Source organism: Mucilaginibacter lacusdianchii, from assembly GCF_009770985.1.
Lineage (GTDB): Bacteria > Bacteroidota > Bacteroidia > Sphingobacteriales > Sphingobacteriaceae > Mucilaginibacter > Mucilaginibacter lacusdianchii.
Window position 1 is genome coordinate 1 of sequence record NZ_WSRW01000013.1, and the last position, 23,048, is coordinate 23,048.

Sequence of the window (23,048 nt, forward strand, 5' to 3'; positions counted from 1 at the left end):
CACAGGTTCGAATCCTGTTGCTCCCACAAAAAAGGAGAATTGAAAATCTCGGAAGCCTGTAAATTTAATCATTTACAGGCTTTTTTATTTTAACTGCGCTTTAAAGAAACCTAAGGTTCTTGCACGCTAAAGAATACGCAGGCTTAAAGCATACGATTTTATGCTTTTTTGCGCATATGTTTGTGCAAAGCAAAAACCGAACTACTTCCATATAATTAAACGTTAACGTGGTCAAAATTTTGCAAAATGATTGACCCCTGATTTGCGGAATGTAATGGTCAAAGCTTCCGTATTCTCCAATTGATATCAAGATTTATTTTTTATTCAAAAATTCATCTTTATTCTCTTTTGCAAATTCAAGAAAGGAACGCGGGTGGTGATTGGTTAGTCGGAAAACCTCTTCGCCAAGGTCATGGTCATGATTTTTTGCAACTACTTCTGCATATTGTTCAATGAGGCCGTTTGCTAACCATCGGGATGCTCCGGAGGCCCTTAACAGTACGCGAAACGCAAATGAAGGTAAATTTATATAGCGTATCTTTTTGCCTACGGCATTCGATATTTGTGAAGCTATTTCTTTCATGTCCAACACCTCTGGACCATTTAGATAATAAGTAGCTCTTTTATGATGCGCTTCTGTTAAAACATGGTAAGCAACCCGGCCTATATCCTGTGCATCTATATAGCCCACCAGCCCCTTGCCCCCAACCTGTGGTAAAAAACCTTTTGATATGGGCTTGGTTAGGGTCAAAAAGTTTTGCATAAACGCAGTAGGTTTAAGTATTGTCCAGGCTATACCAGATGCACGCAGGTGGTGGTCAATATGAGCGTGAGCCTTGGCCCATGGCACTGATGACCTCAAATTCGCATCAGATGCAGAGACTCTAACTATGTAAGCTATTTGTTCTTGTTTTGCCACGTTAATGGCCTTTGTTTCACATTCAAGTTGATTCTCATTGGGTGGACTAACCAAAAATAGAGACGTGCAGCCTTTCATAGCCGATCTTAAACTATCTGTATCTTCGAAATTACCCAAAACTGCGTCTATGCCTTGTTTACGCAGTTTCTCTAATTGGTCCTCTTTTCGGCACATTGCACGAAACGCTTTCTTGTTCTCAGCAAGTAGTTGACATAGTTTTTGTCCAATAACACTTGTAGCTCCGGTTACTAAGATCATAATTCAGTTATTTTAGTTACGTATTTATTTTAAAGACGTTTAAATAAGTAGTAAGCTTATTTATGCCTGTCCAATAAAATGACTGATAGTCATTTTACGAAAAAAAAAATTAGGACATCATTCCACTTACCACAATCTCCGAATACAGGTCAAGCAGGTCTTTCCTTTTAAGTTTCACAANTTACCACAATCTCCGAATACAGGTCAAGCAGGTCTTTCCTTTTAAGTTTCACAATCTCTTCTATGAATACTTTTTTTGCTTCTATAAAATTCATCAAACCCATACAGCTTCCCCATATCATATAAGTACAGTACGAAGGGTCCAGATTTTTTTTAATTAAGCCTGCCAACTGGCATCTTATCAGATGTTCGGTGAAATAATTTTTTATTTCTAAGCTTATACTCAGGTAGCTCTGGATATTGCTTTTAAAATCGGGTCTTTCCATATAGATAAACAGTTCAAAATATTTTGGATATTTTAAGTAGTATTTGTAAAACGCCATTATTAACGCCTTTAACGCTTTTAATGGATCATTTTCTTTTTCAACTACTGCTTTGAAATGGTCAAGCAATACGTTCAGTGCCTTTACACTCACTTCAGCAAGAACATCATCCTTGCTTTTATAATACTTATAGATAGTGCCTTTAGCTACACTCAAATGAGCAACAACCTTATCAATTGTAAAATCTTGAGCGCCAACAATTGTCAATACATGATCCGCTGCATTGATAATTTGCTGTTCTCGTTGAGATCTGGAAAGATGCTTGTTTCTTGTGCTCATAAAATGACTATAAGTCACTTTAGGACGTTTGTTGCTTCAATTTGTTTTAAGTTTGGTGGAAAAAAGGGATGATGCACCAATTTTTCATTTTGGAATGTTTGCCTTGTTCGCAACATTGACTTAATATGATTTGTGAATCAATAGTGAAAATATGCCAGCCAAATGATGTTATATATCGATATGTTGAAACGGTCAATATCCAGCGTCGTAGCTCTGTTTATAAACCGCAGTAAATTCTAAATCCAGCCAAAATTTATGTTGGTGAAAATTTGAATTATATTTAGCCGCATGAAAATCAAACAAAGCATCTTCTTATTCATAGCCGTTTTCATGACCCTGGGCAGCTATGCACAAACGCTTATTGTGGGTACTTATAACCTGCGTTGGGCAAACCCTGGCGACACCGGTAACCTTTGGGTAAACCGTGTTCCGGTATTAACTTCATTAATACGTTTTCATGGGTTTGACGTTTTTGGTACCCAGGAAGGTTTACCAAATCAGTTAGATGATATTAAAAGAATATTGCCCGAATACGAACGCTTTGGTGCCGGCCGGGATGATGGTAAAGATGCCGGCGAACATTCAGCTATTTTTTACAGAAAAGATAAATTTAAAGTGCTGAATAGCGGTAACTTTTGGTTATCGCAAACGCCCGAAAAGCCTTCATTGGGTTGGGATGCTACCTGCTGTAACCGCATTTGTTCTTGGGTATATTTGCAGGATGTAAAATCGAAAAAGAAATTTTACTTCTTCAATGTGCATTACGATCATCAGGGTGTTGTAGCCCGCGAGGAAAGCAGTAAATTGATTTTGCAAAAAATTAATTCTATTGCCGGCAAAGAACCGGTCATCTTAACCGGCGATTTTAATGGCGATCATAATAGTTCGTGGTACAAACGGGTAGCTACATCAGGCTTGCTGAAAGATACTTATACGCAGGCGGCACACCCTTATATGAACAACGGCTCCTTTAACGATTTTCGCGGAAACAAGGATGATGAAATCATCGATCATATTTTTACTACTACTAACTTTAAGGTGATCCGTTGGGGCGTGTTAACAGACAGTTATCATGGTAAGTTCCCGTCAGACCATTTTCCGATTCTGGCAGAGGTGGCTTATTAATACTAGTAGCAACAAAAAATCATTTTAAAACAAAAAAGCAGTGTCTCAAAAGAACACTGCTTTTTTTTGATGTCAGACAATTAGTTTCTTTTTGATTATACAACCGGTAATGAGAAGCTAAATATACTGCCTTCGCCAATGGCGCTTTCAACCCATATTTTGCCTTGCTGTGCTTCAATAAAATCGCGTGAGATAGCCAAACCCAAACCCGACCCCGACTTGTTTTGCCCATCGGTAGGTACTTGAAAATACCGGTCGAATAAACGTTTCTGATACTGCTCGTCAATTCCTTTGCCCTGATCTTTTACCGAAAACAAAACCTGATTGTTCTGCTGACGGGCTTGGATAACTACTTTTGATTTAGCCGGACTATAGCGCAAAGCATTAGATAAAAAATTGACCAATACCCAGGCTGTCTTTTCTACATCGGCATATACGTCCGGTAATTGCTCTGTTTGTAAAACATCTATCTGAACCCCTTTTTGCTCGGCCTGAAAACGTATGGACGCTAGGGCATAATTTATAATCTGTGCCGGTGCTATATGTGCAAAGTTGAGCTGAATATTACCAGTTTCCACCTGCGATAGGTTCAATAATTCGCTGGTTATTTTCAGTAAGCGGGCATTGTCATCTTCTATATGAGCCAATAACTCCTGCTGCTCTGTATTTAAGCTGCCTACACGTTCGTCTTTCAACAGTTTTAGGCTCATCTTAACCGCCGCTATGGGCGTTTTTAGTTCATGTGATATAGTGGCAATAAAATTTGTTTTGGCTTCATCGCGCTCCTTAAACTCGGTAACATTTTTAAGAATGTAAACCATACCGGCCGATACACCTGCAATGCGCAAAGCATCTTCCTGCTTGTTATTAAGGTTAGGTACGGTAATCTCGCGGCTTTCGGCTTGGAAATAAGCCTCTTTGTGGTCTACAGCTACTTTAAAGGGCTTGTTGCCTGCTTTATTGGTTAGAATATGCGTTAGCAGGTCATTACCCTTACTCAAGTCATCAATGTTTTGTCCGATGACTTTTTCGTTGGTTAAATTGAGCAGATTGCGGGCTGCGTCATTAATAAATAGCACTTCACGCTTTTCGCTGATACCTATAATGGCATCCTGCATTTGCTCAATGATGGTTTCAATTCGCCGTTTTTCAGAGAGTACTGTAGCCAGGTTACTGTTTTCCCATTCATTAAGTCGGGATGCCATGGTGTTAAACGCCAGGGCCACTTCGCCAAATTCATCTTCTTTATCAAAATTGAGGCGCTGACTGTAATTTTTCTGGCTGATTTCCTGGATACCTTCCAATAAAGCGCGTAACGGATCTGCTATCACATCCGGAAAGTTTACGCTGAAGCTGAACAATATCAAAAAAGTAAAGGTGCCCACTAAACTAAGTAACAAAGTAGCCCTGTTAACAGCTTCATGTGCACGGTCGTTTTTACGAACGATGGCTTGCATGTTTAAGGTTTCAATAGCGCGAAGCTGCTGCCGTACAGTACGTTCATCTTGCTGTAGCTGCGTTATGTCTGTTCCGGCAGATGTTAGGCGGTTAAATGCCTGTCGTAAGTGAGCGGTTGCCGGTTTCTCACCAGATTCGGTAATATTATGTTCCTGGTCGTTTAGCTGGTCGTTAAATATTTCTACCGCATTTGGGCTAAGCGGCAAAGCATTATCGTCCAACACCGCCCGCATGGCTTTGGTATAGTTAAGGGTTTCATAATTATTTTTCAGAATGATTTTGGCACTTTTAGAAATATCCTGAATATAAAACAGAGACAGCAACCCGTAAAACAAGGTAATGAGGAACAGGAAGCCGAATCCCAGTCTTAATTTATTTTTTATTTTCATGACAGTATTGCTAAGTCAATTTCACTAACAGCGAGTTTTGGACAAGCTTTGAAGTAATCTATAAACTATCTTTTGCTTAAAGTATAGCGTTTGAGTTAGGCTGCAAATCTAAACGCTTGAGTTTAATATTGCTGAGCGGATTAACTACCATCGGGATTTTTTCTACCCGTGTTTCGCTGGTATCCAAGCCAAATGCTTTGGCGTCACTTTGTGCCAGGTGCTTAATGGCAAAGTAACTGTTCAGGATAAAGCCTTCGCTCAGGCTAAAGTTGTTGTTGTAAGACAGGAATTTTTCCATAATTACAAACTGGAAATCGGCAGGCAAATGATAGCTGCCTAATGATTCATAACGACTGGTAATATCCAGTTCGCCGCGGGCAATCATTTCTTCAACGGCTTTGCGGAACAGCACATTTACGCGGGGTTGTATCCGGAAACCTATCCTGAATTCCAGGCGTATTACCTTATCGTCTTCCAGTTCCTCAACGGTATACTCCATGGTATAAGGCTCGTCGGTACGTTCAATATGTATAAACCAGTAAACATCGGCGCGTTTGGGTTTACGGCTTAGTATAGAGTAAATAATCTTTTGCTCAATCTGCTTACTGCTGTTAGCCTTGGTTAAATAAATCAAATGTGTGGCAAATTTTGGAATACCCTGGTCGCTACTCATGGCTTTTAACATGGGTATGTAGTCTTTCAGGTCAACAAAGTGTAGAAATCGGTTGTTGATTTTGCGGGCGCGGTACCATATATACATCGTGAAAATTAAACCTACTTCAAACACCAGGAAGAATAACCGTTTTACAATTTTAACCGCATTGGCCACAAAGAAAGAGAATTCAACACTCAGGAAAGCGCACAGAATAATCACTACCAACCACACCGGCCAGTGTTTTACATAACGCATAAAGTAATACATCAATACGGTAGTCATGAGCATGGCTATAGTGATAGAAAAGCCATAAGCGGCCGTCATAGACTCGGACGTTCTGAAGTATAGCGTCACAGCAATGCACCCAAAGCACAATATCCAGTTGATGCTTGGAATATAGATTTGTCCGCGAATATTACTTGGATATTTTACGGTAATGCGCGGCCAGAAATTCATACTTACGGCCTCGCTGATGAGTGTAAATGACCCGCTGATAAGCGCCTGACTGGCAATGATGGTAGCCAGGGTGGCAATGCCAATAGCCGGCAGTAAAAACTGATGAGGAACAATTTCAAAAAACGGGTTAACGCCGTGAATGGTTTGATACTTGTTTTGCGTAAGTACCCAGGCACCTTGCCCCAAATAATTAAGCACCAAACAGGTTTTCACAAATATCCAGCTGACCTGAATGTTTTTACGGCCGCAGTGCCCTAAGTCGGAATACAATGCTTCAGCACCGGTGGTACACAAAAATACGGCACCTAAAAGCCAAAAGCCGTGAGGATGCTCGGTAAGCAAATCCCAGGCATATACCGGGTTAAGTGCCTTAAAAATACCGGGATAATGTGCTACTTGTAGCATGCCCAGTGTGCCCAGCATTAAAAACCACACCAGCATTACCGGCCCAAACGCCGCACCAACTACATTGGTTCCAAATTGCTGAAAGAAAAACAGCAGCAATAATATCCCAATCACAATACTGATGATAAGTTCATTGCCGGCCACAAAATGCTGGCTTAAAGCCGGTACTAATCCCAAACCTTCAATGGCTGATGTTACTGAAATGGGTGGCGTAATAATACCATCGGCCAGTAGGGTGCCTGCACCAATAATGGCCGGTATCATTAATTTTTTACCGTAACGCCTAACCAGGGCGTATAATGAAAATATACCGCCCTCGCCCCGATTGTCAGCTTGTAAAGTAATGAAGATGTACTTGAAAGTGGTTTGCAGGGTTAGCGTCCAAAAAACGCAGGAGATAGCACCCAATACCAAAAATGCATCTGCACGGCCGCCTTCTTTTAATAAGGTTTGAAAGGTATAAAGCGGAGAAGTGCCTATATCGCCAAAAATAATACCCAGCGTAATAAGTACGCCGGCGCCCGAAAGCTTTTTAAAATGAGGGGAGTTCATAGTTGCCTAAACAATAATTATGTTCTGGGCATAGGCAAGGGGTATACCATAATGAAAAAAACCTCGCTAATTTGATAATGCAAGGCTTTTTGCTGAAACGTTGGAAAATTAAACCCTACCAAAATGAAAAGGCATTTTTTCATTTTGGTAGGGTTTAAATAGGTTCATCAGCGATAAATTTACACCCTAAACCATAATTTTATACTCATCTATTTTACGGTATAAGGTAGTAAGTCCTATATTCAACAGGCGGGCAGCTTCTGTTTTGTTTCCTTTGGTATATCTCAGTACCTTACTAATGTGATGTTTTTCTACCTCGCTTAATTCGAAAGAACCATTATCAGTTACACGATTGCCGGCAAATTCAAACGGGAGTAAATCAGGTGTCAATACTTTATTGTCTGCAATGATAACGGCCCGTTCAATAATGTTTTTCAACTCCCTAATGTTACCCTTCCATTGGTGATCTTTTAATTGCTGTATAAAGTCGGCTCCTATTTCTTTAACTTGCTGATTGGTTTTTGCCGAAAATTCCTTTAGATAATGTTCAGCCAAAAGCGGAATATCTTCAATCCGCTCATTAAGTGACGGCAGCTTTATCGTAAAAGTAGAGAGCCGGTAAAACAAATCGCGTCTGAAAGTGCCTTTTTCAACTTCCTGTTCCAGGTTGCGGTTAGTAGCCGCTATAATGCGAAGGTTTACCTTTTGTGTTTTGGTTTGTCCTAGTTTAATAAACTCGCCCGCCTCCAGCACCCGCAGCAGTTTAGCTTGCAGGTCTATATTCATTTCTCCTATTTCGTCCAAAAACAAAGTGCCGCCATCTGCTTCTTCAATCAAGCCTTTTTTATCTTTCAGTGCACTGGTAAAAGCGCCGGCTTTGTAACCAAATAGCTCACTTTCCAACAGTTCGGCGCTAAATGCACTACAGTTTAAGGCTACAAAGTTTTTTTGGTTGCGCTGGCTATTGTAATGAATGGCTTGGGCAAATACCTCTTTACCTGTACCCGTTTCACCTAATAACAATACAGTTGTGTCGGTTACAGACACGCGTTTGGCCAGGTCAATGGTTTGAGTAATAGCCCTTGATTTGCCTAAGATGCTGTTAAAATTGTGTTTATTAATTAATTTATGTTCTAGCTGAAAAAGTTTGAATTGGAGTTGTGCTTTCTCGGCAGCTTTACTTACCAAAGGCAGTATGCGATCGTTATCATCGCCCTTGGTGATATAGTCAAAAGCGCCATTTTTAATGGCGGTTACACCATCTTGTATAGTTCCGTAAGCGGTGAGGCAAATTACCTCCACAAACGATTTTTGTTGTTTAATGGTTTGAACCAGTTCTACCCCACTTGCATCCGGCAATTTTACATCGCTTATTACCACCAAAATATCATCTTGCGACAATATTTTCAGGCCCTCTTTTGCTGTTGGCGCTTGCTTAACGGCATAACCTTCTAATTGCAAAATCCGGGCTAATAGTTGGCTTAGTTTAATTTCGTCATCAATAATTAAAATGGCTGGTGTCATATCGGGATGGGAATGGTGTAAAAATAATAATTTGGTTAGCTAAGTTAATGCCATATGGGTGCTTGTTGGTTAACGTGCTGAAAATCAATTCCAAAGCAACTTGCGTTGATTGGGCTTTGATACGTACCTTTTCAAAATGACATGGTTTCCTGGAAATGATAAATTATTTCACCTAAGGTATTGCAAAATTTGGCTGCATTCTTGATTGTTATGGATAGATCATTTGCCGTTACGAAATGTCGAATGACGACTAGTGAGACAGACCAGAATGGAAAACAACAGCAATTCTTTTTTAGTAAAACCGCATACCGAACTTTATGATTATCAGCAAGCGGATATCAACACTTTGTTCGATAAAATTGAGCAAGCGCCGGATACCTATAAGTTGTTATATCAATTACCCACGGGCGGTGGCAAAACGGTAATTTTTTCGGAGATAGCGAATCGTTTTTTGAACAGTTATAACAGCAAAGTTATTATCCTGACACATCGGTTGGAACTGTGTAATCAAACTTCATCTACCTTAAAAGGAGCGGGCATCAGAAATAAAGTAATTAACAGTTCGGTAAAAAAAATAAGTAAAAGAGAGCAGTACCGCTGTTATGTAGCCATGGTTGAAACGCTGAATAATCGGATCAATGAAGGTTTGATTGATACTGATGATTTTGGTTTGGTGATTATTGACGAAGCCCACCATAACTCTTTTCAGAAATTGCTGGATAAATTTAGCAAAGCTAAAATTATAGGCGTTACGGCCACACCTTATAGTTCGGATATCAGCTGCCCTATGCGCGATACCTACAACGAACTGGTAATTGGCGAGAGCATTGGTTCATTGATTGAGCAAGGTTTTTTAGCCCGGCCAACTACCTGGCGGTATGATGTGGAACTGAATACTTTAAAAACAGGTGCCTATGGCGATTTTACGGTGAGTACCTCCGACGAACTTTATTCATCACCGGCAATGTTAGAATTGCTGTTGCATGCTTATGAAGAGCACGGTAAAAACAAAAAGACGTTGATTTTTAACAACGGTATTTTTGCATCTAAAGCCGTATGCCAAATGTTTAATGATGCCGGTTATCCGGCCAGGCACCTGGATAATGAAACCTCGACCGAAGAGCGGGCCGAGATATTAAAGTGGCTGAAAAATACCAAGAATGCCATACTTACATCGGTGTCTATATTAACCACGGGCTTTGATGAGCCAACGGTACAAAGCGTCATCTTATACAGGGCTACTACCTCGCTTACACTTTATCACCAAATGATTGGGCGTGGTTCCAGAAGGTTACCACGCAAAAAGGATTTTACCATTATTGATTTAGGCAACAATACCGATCGCTTTGGCGATTGGAGCAAAGCTGTAGACTGGCAGTATGTGTTTGAAAACCCTGAGGCGTATTGCGAAAGTATACATAGCCAGTTAACTCATGAGTCGCACAGCATGCCGTCCGAAATGCGATCCAAATTTCCGAACAGTTTGGAAATTTCATTCGACGTGCAGAAAGCTTATCACGATGCTATCGAAAATCAGCAAAAAGCCAGCACAGTAATTGCCGATTCGATACAACAGCATGTATTGATGTGCGCCGATAACAGCGATACCATTGCGGATGCTATTGCCCTATCAGAAGAGTTGAATAAAGAAATTGAATGGCGGGTGAAGCAATATGGCAAGTGCTTAAATAAGGTAACCAAAAATTATCTGGAATGGTTGCAGGAAGATTACAAAGCAAAATTGAAAGCACAGATTCAGGAAGTTATGAGGGAGAGAAGCTTACAAAAGATGGCTGGCTAGTAGTAAATAAAAATTGACAAAGAAAAAGCCTCATTAGTTAGTATAACTGATGAGGCTTTTATCTTAAAAAGAAGGGTGCTTGCAATATTTAATGTCTGGCTCTGCGTTTTAAAACGCCACCGGCAGCTTCTTTTATCGAGCTGGTAAACACAAAGGCTTTTTCGTCAATATCGTGCACCATGTTGCGCAGGCGTCTTACTTCCAATCGGGTAACTACCGTAAATACAATATCTACCGGCTGGCTAATGTCAAAGCTTTCTTTCAAAAAGCCACGCTCGCCTTTGTAAACGGTAATGCCACGGCCCAGTTCCATAACCAGCTTTTCTTTAATTACCTGGCTTTGACCTGATATAATGGTAACCCCGGTATACTCTTCCAGGCCTTCTATCACAAAGTTAATGGTACGCGATGCCGTATAGTAAGTGAGGATAGAGTATAACGCCGTAGGCAAACCTAGCTCAAGCGCAGCAATTAAAAAGATGATAATATTGATGCCTAAAATAATTTCGCTAATGGTAAAGCTGATGCGTTTGCCGGTGTAAAGTGCCAGCACCTCAATGCCGTCTAATGCACAGCCACCGCGCATGGCTAAGCCCACGCCTATACCCATAAACACCCCGCCAAAAATAGATACCAATAATTTATCGCTGGTAATTTGCGGGTAATGTACAAACTGCAAGCACAGCCCTAAGCCAATAACCGCAGCAAGCGTACGAAAAGCAAACTTGCGATTTACCTGAAAGGCTCCCATAATAATGAAAGGGATATTTACCAGTACAATGGTGTAAGCAATATTTAGCTCATACAACTCATGTAATAGCAGCGAAATACCGGTTACGCCGCCATCAAAAAATTTGTTGGGTACTAAAAAACCTTTAAGTGCAAATCCACAAAATAAAATTCCGGCTACGGTATAAAGTGTGTCAGTAAGCCAGTGTGGTAAGTTTAAGCCTTTCATTGCAAGCAAACTTACTTAATTTTAGATTTTACCGCGGCTAAATTTTCGTCTTTTTTAGCCTGCCGTTGTTGTATTGACGTTTGTGTAAAATACTGATGGCTTTCCACAAATTTAACCTGCATAGCGTTCCAGTCATTTTCGGAGCCGATATTGCCAAAGTTTTGCAGTTCGGCAAACAGTTGCTGGCCGGTAGTAAAGAAATCATCACGCCCCAAGTAATCTAAATCGGCATCGGCCAAAATTTGCTCTAGATGATTATGTGGCGTTTGCGGAAGACGTGTGGCCATGATCATACCGCATATGCGCTCTATGTCTTCGGGTGTATACTCAAATTCAGGCAAAACGGTTCTGGCAATCCGGCACGATTCTTCTTCATGTGCTTTGGCCTGCTTTAAATAACCGGCGTCATGGTAGCTGGCGGCCGTGAGCAGTAGCTGCAGTTCATGAGCTGTCACACCCTCGGCAGTACCAATTTGCCGGGCGGCTTCATAAACATCTTTTATGTGGTCAATATTATGATAGCATAAATCAGGCGAAAGCACCTTGCTTTGCTTATCCAGTATATATTGTACCGCCTTTTCGAATTGCATAATCATCTGTATTGGCTGCAATAAATATATTAACTCTGTATTTTAAAATTGCATTTACTAAAAACACATTTGTTGTTTTAAACTGCTACCTTTATTTCACAACTAAACCATTGCTTTTAAATGCATCTTTTTCCGTATCTGGCTGCTTTTTTACTGGCGCAGCATATTCAAAAAAACATCAAAACAACAGAGCTGTACCCCAAGTGGCGCAGCATACTGCTATTCGCCAATTGGGGCGTGATCGTGTTTTACCTTGTGGTAGCCAGCCGCTCTGATAATTGGTTTAGTGACATCACGGGCAGTTTGGTGTTGTGGGGCTATGTAACTTATATTAATCGTGAGTCCGACTTCAGACCTTTTTGGCCGTTTGCCAATACGCATTATCCTCTTATTCTGGCTTCTGGTATTTATGCGGTAGCGGAATTCTTTAGCGATGGTAGTCCTAAATTGAATATGTATTACCAGTTTATGATTTTGGGTGCTTTTATGTGGATTTTTGGTAGGGGGGCTGCCTTCAAAAAGCAGCAAAAACAAGTGCAAATTGTAACCGAAAAAAATTCGGAGTTGGAAACCCTGGTAGCTTTGCGCACCGCCGAACTTACTCGTCAAAAAAACGAATTACAGCAAACGGTACAGGAGTTAAAAGCTACCCAGGCACAATTGATACAACAGGAAAAGCTGGCCTCGTTAGGTGAATTAACAGCCGGTATCGCTCACGAAATTCAAAACCCTTTAAATTTTGTAAATAATTTTTCGGAAGTAAGTGCCGAGTTGATTGATGAGTTGGAAGAGGAATTGAATAAAGGCGACAAGGAAGAAGCTATTGCCATAGCCGAAGATATCAAGCAAAACCTCGAAAAAATCCGCCATCATGGCAAACGTGCGGATGGTATTGTGAAAGGCATGTTGCAGCATTCGCGCGCCAGTACCGGGCAAAAAGAACCAACGGATATTAATGTGGTTGCTGATGAATACTTGCGTTTGGCTTATCATGGCCTAAGGGCTAAAGATAAAATGTTTAATGCCGAACTGATTGCAAACTTGGATGGCAACCTGCCAAAAATCAATATAGTACCACAGGATATAGGACGGGTGTTGCTTAACTTATTTACTAATGCTTTTTATGCCACTCATCAAAAGCGGAAAACGGCTGGCGCTGACTACAAACCAACGGTTGCACTAACTACAGCGACTACCGATAACGAAGTTGTCATTACCGTAAAAGACAATGGCACAGGTATTCCCGAAGAGGTAAGAGACAAAATTATGCAGCCCTTTTTTACAACCAAACCTACTGGTGAGGGTACAGGCTTAGGCTTATCTTTAAGCTATGATATTGTAGTAAAAGGCCATGGCGGAACTATTAACGTAGAATCTGAGGAAGGAGAATATACACAGTTTACAATCAGTCTGCCCAGATAATTAACTTATAATTATATTTAACCACGTATATGAAGATATTGGTTGTAGACGACGAGGCGGACGTTCAACCGCTTTTTCAACAGCGGTTTCGTAAAGAGATCCGCAACGGCGAAATTTCATTTGACTTTGCTTTGTCGGGCGAACAGGCGCTTGTTTATTTGCAGGAAAAACATTCGGAAGTTGTATTGATTTTATCAGACATCAATATGCCCGGCATGAGCGGGCTGGAGTTGTTGAGTCATATCCGGCATGATTATAATATGCCGCCACCGCCTGTAGTAATGATGATAACAGCCTATGGCGACGAGGATAGCTATCAGCAGGCTATTCAAAAAGGGGCTGATGACTTTTTGACCAAGCCGCTCGATTTTAATCTGTTAAAGGATAAACTTAAAACATTAATAGCATAATGGCTAAGATACTGGTTGTAGATGATGAAGAAGATTTGGAAATTCTAATAAAACAGAAGTTTCGCCGCAAAATACGTGAAAACGTCTACCAGTTTGTGTTTGCCCGTAATGGTGCCGAGGCGCTGCAACAGGTAGAGGCTCATCCCGATTTAGATATTATACTTTCGGACATTAACATGCCGGTGATGGATGGCCTTACCTTGCTTAGCCACCTGCCCGAGGCTAACCCTATGGTTAAAGCGGTGGTAGTATCAGCTTATGGCGATATGCAAAACATTCGTATGGCCATGAACCGGGGCGCTTTTGATTTTGTATGCAAGCCGGTTGATTTTGACGACTTGGACTTAACCATGCAAAAAACCATTGACCATGTAAAACAGCTGCAGGAAACTATCAAGGCCATTAAAGAAAATAACATCCTGAAAATGTACGTAGATGAAAACGTACTAAAATTCATGACACATAAAGAGTTTGAAAGCAGCTTGCTTAAAAACGAAGTGCTTGATGCTACCGTTATGTTTGTAGATGTGTGTGGCTTTACTGCTATAACAGAACAGATACCTGCTAATACCGTGGTGGGGTTACTAAACGGCCTGTTTGATAAAATTGTACAAGAAATTATAGCGCAGGGGGGCCATGTAGATAAGTTTATGGGTGATGCGGTGATGGCCGTATTCAGAGGAAATTACCACCTAGACCGTGCCATTGATGCAGCATTATCTGTTAAAGCACAGCTGGCTAATGTGCCTGAAATTTCAGCCGGTGGACGTACCTACAAACCTGAGGTATCTATTGGCATCAACTCCGGCGAGATGGTGTCGGGCAACATAGGATCGGCTTCTTTAAAACGATTGGATTATACGGTGATAGGCGACGTTGTTAATTCAGCCCAACGCTTACAGGCAGCAGCCAAGCCCAACCAAATTGTATTGAACGAGGAAACGTACCTTAAAGCGAAATCATCATTCAGGTGTGCAAAAATTGGCGATGTGACATTGAAAAACAAAGCCAATCCTGTGGTGATATACGAGGTGCTGGAGTAAAGCAACAATACACTGTAGTATATTGTTGCTTAGTAGTGTACATTTATCAATACTGTTTTAGTGAGCATTGCATTGAAGTTTCGTCAACAATTGAGATCTAGCTATTTTGCTTTCTCAGATATTTGGTCAGAATAACAATTAACTGGCCGTCAATCTTGCCTTCTACTTGTTCTGTATTGTTGGCCACCAGTCGTATGTTTTTTACAACGGTGCCCATTTTAGCATTCAACTGGCTGCCTTTCACATCAAGCGAACGGGTTAATACTACCGTGTCGCCATTTTGCAGAACAGCGCCTAAGCTGTCTGTATGTTGCTCTATAGGTTCTACTTCATCAGTTTCCACTACAGCTTTTGCCCATGCTAAAGTTTCATCATCTAAATAAAGCATCTCTAAATTATCGGCCGCCCAGCTTTCATTTTTAAACATGTTGAGTATTCGCCAGGACAGTACCTGTACAGCTGGTACTTCACTCCACATAGCTTCTGTTAAAAAGCGCCAGTACTTGCTATCAGTTTGTGTGCCTTTATTTAGCTCAGATAAGCAGGTGTCACAAACAACAATCTGGTTATTGGGATAGTCAACAGGTGGTACTGTATATACATCAAGATTACTTGCTGCCTTGCACAACTCACAACAATTTCCGCTACGCTCCTGGAGAAATGAATTCATCTTTCTGATTTTAAAAAGTGCGAAGGTAATGGTTTAATCTTGCTTTAACCTTGATTAATAGTAGTTGATATAATAGTTTAGCTACACTGTCTGTTTTTGTAGTTTGTGCTGAAGTTGGCACGGAAATGGCTATACTAATGTCATGAGAGTAGTACACGTAAACACCCAACTTGCAACCAATACTGTTGAAAAAGATATTATCTTGTTTGTTGAAAAGCAGAAGCAAAATCTGAAGGCTGTTTATAACCGGGTTAAAGATCAGGTTATTGTACCTATGCATCAGCCATTTACAGGCTTTATAGCCTGACCATATATATCTATCTATGAATACAAAGGCGTCTGTTAAAGCAGACGCCTTTTTTTGTTGGCTTCAATAGTAGTATAGCGCATATAATAAAGCCTTATAATTAAATTACTCTTTGTAGTTCAAATAGTGGTTGTCATTTAACTGATGAAAGCTTTAATACTAGTGTGTACAAATTTCAATACGCTAAAGGATAACCGGTTGAATATCGCTTTTAGGTTTTGAGGAACTTTAAATAAACCGTTTATCTTGCCGTTAATTAAGCGTTATACAATGTTCGGATACAAAAAAGTACAGTTGGCCGCCTTATCAGTAAACCATTGATAGCTTTTGATACTTTTGTACGCTAACCTAAATTTGCTGCAGTCAATTTCTTGCACAGCTACATTAATTATAAATGAATACTATGCGCTTTACGCTTACAAAAGCAACACTTATATTATTAACTATGCTCGGCAGCGGATGGGCAAGTCTGGCTCAAACCAGTAAGCCGCCAACTTATGTAGATGCGAAAGGTGTTTTCCGGTGGACGAAAGATAAATCGCCCATCTACCTTTTTGGCGTTAACTATACCCTACCCTTCGCCTATGGCTATCGCTCCGTAAAAGCGCTGAATTTAAACCACGAGCAGGAAATAGATAAAGATGTGTACCATATGGCCCGCATGGGCGTAGATGCATTTCGTGTGCATGTTTGGGATACCGAAATCAGCGACTCGCTAGGTAATTTGAAGCAAAACGAACATTTGCGTTTGTTTGATTACTTGTTGTCTAAACTGGAGCAACGAGGCATCCGCATCATTATAACACCTATAGCCTTTTGGGGCAACGGTTACCCCGAGCGCGACGAACGAACAGGCAGCTTTAGCGATAAATATGGTAAAGAAGGTGCTTTGGTTAATGAACAAGCTTTTAAAGCGCAAGAGCGTTATTTACAGCAATTTTTTAGTCACGTAAATCCATACACTAAAAAAACTTACATAGCCGACGATTTTATTATAGCCACCGAAATCAACAACGAGCCGCACCCCAGCGGATCTAAATCCAGGGCTACAGAATACATTAACCGCATGAAAGCGGCCATCAACAACACAGGCTGGAAAAAACCAGTATTTTATAACATCAGCGAATCGCCCTGGTATGCCGATGCCGTAGCCAAATCAAATGTAAACGGATTCAGCTTTCAATGGTACCCTATTGGTTTGGTAGCCGGGCACGAGCAAAAAGGCAACATGCTGCCTAATATTGATAAGTATTCTTTCCCTTACGATACCATTCCCGAGTTTAAAAACAAAGCTCGCATGATATATGAGTTTGATGCGGCGGATATGCTGCAATCGTACCTATACCCTGTTATGGCCCGTAGTTTTAAGCAAGCCGGTTTTCAATGGGCAACACAGTTTGCTTATGATCCGCTGGCAACGGCTTACGGCAATACCGAGTATCAAACACATTTTTTAAACCTGGCCTATACGCCCGCCAAAGCCATCAGCTTTTTAATAGCTAATCGGGTATTTCACTCCTTGCCGACCGACAAACAGTACGGCACTTATCCGCAGGATAGTGTTTTTGATGCTTATCGCGTTAGCTACAAGCAATCGTTAAGTGAAATGAATAAGCCTAAAGAGTTTTATTATTCCGGCACAACTACTACGCAACCTGTAAATAGTAAACAGTTGGAACATGTTACCGGTGTGGGCAGTTCGCCGGTTGTAAAATATAGTGGCTACGGCGCCTATTTTTTAGATAAGCTTGAAAATGGCATATGGCGACTGGAAGTAATGCCCGATGCCATTACTGTGCTTGATCCGTTCGGCCGGCCCTCTCCATCACGTGAAGCAGTACATATTGAATGGCATAGCCAGCCCATGCAACTGTCGTTACCTGATTTGGGAAGCGAGTATGAAGTGCGGGGCATCAACACGCAAAATACTTATCGAACAAAGGCCAATCAGAGTAGCTTTCTGATTCAGCCCGGTACTTATCTGTTGGTGAAAAAAGGCAAAAACAGCACCCATTGGAAAAACGAGCTGGTCATCAACCATCTTGGTTTAAATGAGTTTGTAGCGCCCAAGCCACTGTCAACCGAACCTTACGTGGTGCACACGCCGCTTGTTGAGGTTGGTGCAGGTAAACCAGTTACGGTAAATATTAAGGTGATCAATATAGATTCGGCCGCTAAAATTACACTCAGTGTCAATCGGCCATTCAATGCGCCGGTCCAAATGGAGATGACGCGGTTATCGCCATATGATTATACTGCCGTTATTCCGGCAGATTCTAACGCTACAGGTATATTAAACTATAGGGTAATTATCCAAAATGGTGCTGATTATATTACATTCCCAGGTGCACATAAAGGTAATCCTTACAGTTGGGACAATCAGAACGCCGATTATTGGCAATCGTTCATAGCAACACCCAACGGGCACCTCAGCCTTTTTAATGCTAGTGTCGATCAGGATAAAGTCAATCCATATTCTCCTGAATACACCCGTACAAGCGGCGCGTACTTTGTAAGTGGTCCGGTTACCGGGCAACTGGTATTTAAGGCGGCAACGGAAGCCATACGTGCCGAACAGGTTATGGGCATGCAATTATATGTGGGTGATAAGCTGAAAGGTCGTGCCGGCGAGGTGCCCTCATTTAATAAAATAGTGGTACGTGCACGGGCTACCACTACCCTGCCAACCAAGTTGCGAATAGCTTTAACACAAACAGATGCAACTGCTTACGCTGCTTATCTGGATTTGAGCAACGAGTTTAAAACTATCGAAATTCCATTATCAGCATTAAAGCCCGACTCCTCTTTATTATTGCCTCGTCCTTATCCCGGTTTTATGCCATTGTGGTTTAAAGCAAGCGCCTTTAACGGCTTTAAGCTCACCGAAGCGGATAAGCTGGAAATAACTGTTGGTCAGATGCTAGAAGCAAACCGTTACGGACAAGCGTTTGGTGTTGAAGTAGAATCGGTTTGGCTGGAAAAATAAAACTGCCTCATCACCGCCTTAAATATACAAAACCAAGTAAAAGGCCGTTGCTAAGTAAAGTTATCAGCGGGCAACGTAATGTCTTGTTAGTCGGCTACTATTATAAATATGAAATTTTACTACATGAATAAATATATCATCGGGCTGTTGTTGTTGTTGATTGGCGCAGGCCAGCAGCTTAAAGCACAAAATCAACCGGCCGAGCATCGTTTTAATGACAACTGGCAATTTGTTAAAGATATTGATACTACTAACGCCGTTCGTGCACTCAGTACAGAAAACGGCAGCAGAATAAATTGGGAGAAAATATCGCTACCACATACACCCCGCCTGGAGCCTGTAAAAAAAGTAAACGAGCAATGGCAGGGTACCTGTTATTACCGCAAGTATTTTACCCTACCATCAGCAGATAAAAATAAACGTATTGCTATACGCTTTGATGCCGCCATGCACGAGGCAGATGTTTACCTGAATGGCAAACCTGTTTTTAAGCACCTGGGTGGATACCTGCCGTTTACCATCGATTTGTCTGATAAAGTATTGTTCAATCAGCCTAATTGCATTCTGGTTAAACTCAACAATCAGGATAATGAAGCCATTCCGCCGGGCAAGCCTATTAAAGATTTGGATTTTAACTATTACGGCGGACTGTATCGAAGCACCTGGCTTATTAAGCAAAACAAAATTTTTATCAGTGATGCCGTGCAGGAAAACTTAGAGGCTCGTGGTGGTATTACTGTGCATACCGATGAAGCTACATCACAAAAAGCAGTACTTACTGTAAAAACAGATTTGTGTAATCAGAATGTTGATGCACAGCAAGCAAGTATCAAGCTTAATTTAGTAAATACGCAAGGCAAGGTGGTAGCTACAGCCCTATCCAGCCAACACACTGTTGCGGCGGGGCAATTGCAAGGTTTTAGTCAGATATTAACTGTACAGCAACCGCAGCTATGGTCGCCAATTAAGCCGTATTTGTACCAGTTGCAGGTTCAGGTACTGCAAAAAGGAAAGGTTGTTGACGAGCAGATAATAAACACTGGTATCCGCACCCTGAAAATTGACGCAGCCGGCGTATATATCACCGGCCAAAAAATAAATTTGGTAGGAACCAACCGCCATCAGGAATATCCGCTACTGGGTTATGCTCTGTCTGACCAAATGCAGTATCGCGATGCCTGGAAAATCAAAGAAGCAGGATTCAATTTTGTGCGCTGTTCGCATTATCCGCCATCGCCCGCATTTTTAGATGCCTGTGATGAGTTGGGTATATTGGTAATGGATGCCATACCAGGCTGGCAATATTTTGGTAAAGAAGAATTTCAGAAAAATAGTCTGCAAAACATTCGCGACATGATTCGCCGTGATCGTAATCACCCTTCAATTATTTTATGGGAAGCTTCACTGAATGAAACAGATATGAGCAAACCGTATATGGACACGGCCAATGCCATTGCCCACCGTGAGTTGCCTTACAAAGATACCTATACCTCGGGCTGGATTGGTTATGCCTACGATGTGTTCAATCCCGCCCGTCAGCATGCCAAAGCGCCCGACTATTGGAAAAAATATGATCGTCAAAAGCCGGTACTAATTGCCGAGTATGGCGATTGGGAGTATTATGCCCAAAACGCCGGGTTCAACCAAAAAGCTTATGAAGGACTGAAGCAGGAAGAACGTAACTCGCGTCAATTGCGCACCGATGGTCAGCAGCGTTTATTGCAACAGGCGTTAAATTACCAGGAATCGCACAATGATAATTTATACGGTCCCAATATTGGTGATGCCAACTGGCTGATGTTTGATTATAAGCGGGGATATGCCAGTGATATAGAATCATCGGGTGTGATGGATATTTACCGGTTGCCTAAATTTGCCTTTTACTTTTACCAAAGCCAATATGGCCCGGTGCCCGATGCAAAAGGATTTGGCAAACCGATGCTGTTTATTGCTAACTATTGGAATGATGCTAAACAGAAAACAGTAAAAGTATTTAGTAATTGCCAGCAGGTAGAGCTGTTTTTGAATGGTAAGTCAATCGGAAAACATCAACCTGATGCAGATGCTATTTCGCGCAACTTAAAGCATGCGCCGTTTACCTTTGAGATACCACAGTGTGTAGCCGGAACGTTAAAGGCTGTAGGGTATATAAACGGAAAGCGTGCCGTTGTTACATCGCAGGCTACGCCTGGTAAGCCCTATCAAATTGTGCTTAAAGCAGATGAAAGCGGTAAAGCTTGGCGTGCAGGTGAAAATGATGCTATGCTATTTTACGCTTGTGTTGCTGATAAAGATGGAACACTGATTCCGGATGCTAATAATTTGATTGCATTTGCATCTTCAGGTAATACGCAGTTAGTTGGCAATAATCACATATCTGCCGAGGCTGGCATAGCTACCGTTTTAATAAAAGCTGGTAGCAAGTCCGAAGTAGTTAAAGTAACAGCATCAGGAGCTGGTTTAAGAACAGCAATACTTACAATAAAAACACAGTAAATAATTCTGGTTTTTATTTTTGAGTTTAGCCCCATCCATTTATAAATAATGGAAGGGGCTATTTATTTATATACCCGCCGTTGTAAAACACTTTATTAAAATTTAACCTTAAGTTGGTTAACGGCTTGTGCAAATTCTCTTATCTTAAGCCAATTAAAAATCAGGTAATTAGAGGATTTATAAAAAGATCCTTTTATAAATAATACACTTAATAAAAGATGCATTGGTACGAAGATGAAGTAAAGGGGCTTGAAAAAAAGCGATTACAATTGGCAACCGAACCCCATACTTTATTTTATGGAAGTTCATCTATCAGACTTTGGACAACCCTTGATGAAGATTTTAAAGAATTAGTTCCTGTAAATTTGGGTTTTGGCGGATCTACATTAGCGGCCTGCGTTTGGTTTTTTGAAAGAATCATGGCAGAGTATCGGCCGCAACAATTAATAATTTACGCCGGCGATAACGATTTAGGAGATGGCCGGAATCCGGAAGAGGTTTTTGTATTTTTTCAGCAACTGGTAACCAGGGTGGCACAACGGTTTGGTAACCTGCCTTGCTATTATGTTTCGTTAAAACCAAGTCCCAGCCGCTGGAATATAGCCGCTCAGTTTAAGTACACCAATCAGCTAATTCAAAACGAAATTGCCTCTCATTGTAGTAACTGGACTTTCATTGACATCTTTTCGGCCATGCTTGATGCTTCGGGCAAACCTAAAAAAGAGCTGTATGATAGCGATGGTTTACACTTGAGTAAAAAGGGATATCAATTATGGCATGACGTAATTAATCATAGCTTGCAATAAAAGCTCGCGTTAATAATGTGTTGCTTGATTTGCAACCAGTAGCTTATATAATTCTATCCGTTTGTATATGCACAGAGAGTATCATAAATGGTTTAGCCCCATATTACAGCGTAACATGGAGCTTTTGGTTTTCGGACATAGCGGCAGAGCTGTGCTTTTTTTTCCAACCCGTATGGCCCGTTTTTATGATTACGAAAACTGGCGGATAATTGAAGCAATGCAAGAAAAGATAAACCTGGGCGAAATGCAAGTGATATGTGTGGATAGTATTGATAATGAAAGTTTCTATAACCAGGGTGTTCATCCACTGGTACGCATCAAACGGCATATACAATATGAAGGGTATATATTAACCGAAGTTCTTCCATTAATATATAGCAAAGTGGGCGGCATGGGTATAACGGTAGCAGGGTGTAGTATGGGAGCATATCATGCAATGAACTTAGCGATGAAGCATCCGCATCTATTTAACAAAGTGGTTGGAATGAGCGGCCGATATGATCTTACTTATTCGCAACTAACTTTTAAAGACCTATTTGATGGTTATCATAATGATGACATCTACTTTAATATGCCGTTGCAGTATCTGTCAAATATGCAAAACGAGCATATCTTACATGATCTACGTAAAATGGAGATCATAATGGTGATAGGCGTAGACGATGTATTTAAGTATTGCAACGAGCAATTAAGTTATACCTTAAGTAATAAAGGTGTGCCTAATCAACTATACATATGGCAAGACGAAGCTCATAAACCCAGATATTGGAGAAGAATGGTGCAGATCTATTTATAGTTCTTCTTACCCAATAGTTGCCAAACGGAAATTAGTAGTGTAATAAATGCTAGATGTACTATATAGTAAACTACTGGCAGAGGTATTGGAAAAGCCTTTATTAATGATTGCATGCTAAGCTCTGACAACTCTTCAAGTACCACAATCTGTTTTTTTAAAAAGCTTTGTATCTAGCTATAAGCGGGTTAGGGGTCTTGATACAAATAAGGCCAGAAATAGTTTGGGATGATGAATAATATT

General features: G+C 41.0%; 18 protein-coding genes. 10 read left to right on the top strand and 8 right to left on the bottom strand.

The genetic code is table 11. The annotated features are described in order from the left end of the window. Positions 1 to 313 precede the first annotated feature (313 nt). The gene (locus GPM24_RS21825; RefSeq protein ID WP_158829844.1) at positions 314 to 1,177 is read right to left on the bottom strand and encodes an SDR family oxidoreductase; all 864 of its coding nucleotides are present in this window, start codon (positions 1,175 to 1,177) and stop codon (positions 314 to 316) included. A 167-nt stretch (positions 1,178 to 1,344) separates the two neighbouring features. Then, positions 1,345 to 1,959, bottom strand: a complete 615-nt coding sequence (locus GPM24_RS21830) for a TetR/AcrR family transcriptional regulator (RefSeq protein ID WP_439650799.1) — start codon at positions 1,957 to 1,959, stop codon at positions 1,345 to 1,347. Between the two features lie 288 nt (positions 1,960 to 2,247). On the opposite strand from GPM24_RS21830, the gene GPM24_RS21835 reads away from it, so the two are divergent. Next, a complete protein-coding gene (locus tag GPM24_RS21835; protein ID WP_158829848.1) occupies positions 2,248 to 3,084 on the top strand; it encodes an endonuclease/exonuclease/phosphatase family protein in 837 nt (278 codons plus the stop codon). 95 nt (positions 3,085 to 3,179) lie between these two features. On the opposite strand, the gene GPM24_RS21840 is transcribed toward GPM24_RS21835, so the two are convergent. The 3 genes from GPM24_RS21840 to GPM24_RS21850 all read right to left on the bottom strand — a co-directional run bounded on the left by GPM24_RS21840 (position 3,180) and on the right by GPM24_RS21850 (position 8,523). Beyond that, a complete protein-coding gene (locus GPM24_RS21840; protein WP_158829850.1) occupies positions 3,180 to 4,931 on the bottom strand; it encodes a HAMP domain-containing sensor histidine kinase in 1,752 nt (583 codons plus the stop codon). A 76-nt stretch (positions 4,932 to 5,007) separates the two neighbouring features. Next, a complete protein-coding gene (locus GPM24_RS21845; RefSeq protein ID WP_158829852.1) occupies positions 5,008 to 6,999 on the bottom strand; it encodes a KUP/HAK/KT family potassium transporter in 1,992 nt (663 codons plus the stop codon). 186 nt (positions 7,000 to 7,185) lie between these two features. After that, positions 7,186 to 8,523, bottom strand: coding sequence for a sigma-54-dependent transcriptional regulator (locus GPM24_RS21850; RefSeq protein WP_158829854.1), 1,338 nt, complete (start codon positions 8,521 to 8,523; stop codon positions 7,186 to 7,188). A gap of 268 nt (positions 8,524 to 8,791) precedes the next feature. On the opposite strand from GPM24_RS21850, the gene GPM24_RS21855 reads away from it, so the two are divergent. Beyond that, positions 8,792 to 10,324 (top strand): DEAD/DEAH box helicase, encoded by a 1,533-nt coding sequence (locus tag GPM24_RS21855; protein ID WP_158829856.1) that lies wholly within the window; start codon positions 8,792 to 8,794, stop codon positions 10,322 to 10,324. 88 nt (positions 10,325 to 10,412) lie between these two features. Here the strand turns inward: GPM24_RS21855 and GPM24_RS21860 are convergent, their stop codons facing one another. After that, on the bottom strand, positions 10,413 to 11,282 hold the full coding sequence (locus GPM24_RS21860) for a YitT family protein (RefSeq protein WP_158829858.1): 870 nt from the start codon (positions 11,280 to 11,282) through the stop codon (positions 10,413 to 10,415). Positions 11,283 to 11,293: 11 nt separating this feature from the next. Further along, complete coding sequence (locus tag GPM24_RS21865) at positions 11,294 to 11,872, bottom strand: HD domain-containing protein (protein ID WP_158829860.1); 579 nt, start codon at positions 11,870 to 11,872, stop codon at positions 11,294 to 11,296. Between the two features lie 120 nt (positions 11,873 to 11,992). On the opposite strand from GPM24_RS21865, the gene GPM24_RS21870 reads away from it, so the two are divergent. The 3 genes from GPM24_RS21870 to GPM24_RS21880 are packed head-to-tail and all read left to right on the top strand — an operon-like array spanning position 11,993 to position 14,747. Beyond that, positions 11,993 to 13,294 (top strand): sensor histidine kinase, encoded by a 1,302-nt coding sequence (locus GPM24_RS21870; protein ID WP_158829862.1) that lies wholly within the window; start codon positions 11,993 to 11,995, stop codon positions 13,292 to 13,294. Between the two features lie 29 nt (positions 13,295 to 13,323). Next, positions 13,324 to 13,704 (top strand): response regulator, encoded by a 381-nt coding sequence (locus tag GPM24_RS21875; RefSeq protein WP_158829864.1) that lies wholly within the window; start codon positions 13,324 to 13,326, stop codon positions 13,702 to 13,704. Then, the gene (locus tag GPM24_RS21880; protein WP_199269832.1) at positions 13,704 to 14,747 is read left to right on the top strand and encodes an adenylate/guanylate cyclase domain-containing protein; all 1,044 of its coding nucleotides are present in this window, start codon (positions 13,704 to 13,706) and stop codon (positions 14,745 to 14,747) included. Before GPM24_RS21875 ends, GPM24_RS21880 begins: the two co-directional genes overlap by 1 nt. Before the next feature lie 97 nt (positions 14,748 to 14,844). Here the strand turns inward: GPM24_RS21880 and GPM24_RS21885 are convergent, their stop codons facing one another. Next, the gene (locus tag GPM24_RS21885; protein ID WP_158829866.1) at positions 14,845 to 15,417 is read right to left on the bottom strand and encodes a PhnA domain-containing protein; all 573 of its coding nucleotides are present in this window, start codon (positions 15,415 to 15,417) and stop codon (positions 14,845 to 14,847) included. A gap of 142 nt (positions 15,418 to 15,559) precedes the next feature. Here GPM24_RS21885 and GPM24_RS21890 point away from each other — a divergent pair, with 142 nt between their 5' ends. The 5 genes from GPM24_RS21890 (at position 15,560) to GPM24_RS21910 (ending at position 22,808) form a co-directional block, all read left to right on the top strand. Then, positions 15,560 to 15,724, top strand: a complete 165-nt coding sequence (locus tag GPM24_RS21890; RefSeq protein ID WP_158829868.1) for a hypothetical protein — start codon at positions 15,560 to 15,562, stop codon at positions 15,722 to 15,724. A 394-nt stretch (positions 15,725 to 16,118) separates the two neighbouring features. Then, positions 16,119 to 18,710: a cellulase family glycosylhydrolase gene (locus GPM24_RS21895; RefSeq protein WP_158829870.1), complete on the top strand. Its 2,592-nt coding sequence runs from the start codon at positions 16,119 to 16,121 to the stop codon at positions 18,708 to 18,710. Between the two features lie 108 nt (positions 18,711 to 18,818). Then, complete coding sequence (locus GPM24_RS21900; RefSeq protein ID WP_233268935.1) at positions 18,819 to 21,206, top strand: glycoside hydrolase family 2 protein; 2,388 nt, start codon at positions 18,819 to 18,821, stop codon at positions 21,204 to 21,206. Between the two features lie 218 nt (positions 21,207 to 21,424). After that, positions 21,425 to 22,012, top strand: a complete 588-nt coding sequence (locus GPM24_RS21905; protein ID WP_158829872.1) for an SGNH/GDSL hydrolase family protein — start codon at positions 21,425 to 21,427, stop codon at positions 22,010 to 22,012. Between the two features lie 115 nt (positions 22,013 to 22,127). Next, entirely contained in the window at positions 22,128 to 22,808 is a 681-nt protein-coding gene (locus GPM24_RS21910) for an esterase family protein (protein WP_158829874.1), read from the top strand. The last annotated feature ends 240 nt before the right edge of the window (positions 22,809 to 23,048 follow it).